General features: G+C 61.1%; 1 pseudogene. It reads right to left on the bottom strand.

Annotation, left to right across the window (positions count from 1 at the left end):
* Positions 1–244, bottom strand: a pseudogene (locus GHO03_RS24990) (IS30 family transposase); the annotation flags it as partial.

Below are 244 nucleotides of genomic sequence, written 5' to 3'. Positions count from 1 at the left end.
ATACTGACCATCTCAGGGATCTGGCCGCGCCGATCCACGCCGCCAGAGCGCGGCCGGCGCGTCGTCTTGCCTTGGCGCAGACAGATGATCAGCTCCTTACGCAGCTCACCCACTGGCAGGGCATAGATCGCGTTGTAGATCGTCTCGCGACAGACGTAGGCATCTCGCAGGTTGGGTATGTTCATGCTGCGCAGCTTGCCGGCAATCTGCTCGGGAGACAAACGCTCACGCAGCATATGGGTCA

The sequence above is a fragment of the Pseudomonas sp. FSL R10-1339 genome (assembly GCF_009600545.1).
In the GTDB taxonomy this organism is placed as follows: Bacteria; Pseudomonadota; Gammaproteobacteria; order Pseudomonadales; family Pseudomonadaceae; genus Aquipseudomonas; species Aquipseudomonas bubulae.
Note: the sequence above shows the minus strand (reverse complement) of the source record. Positions and strands in the feature narration are given on the sequence as shown.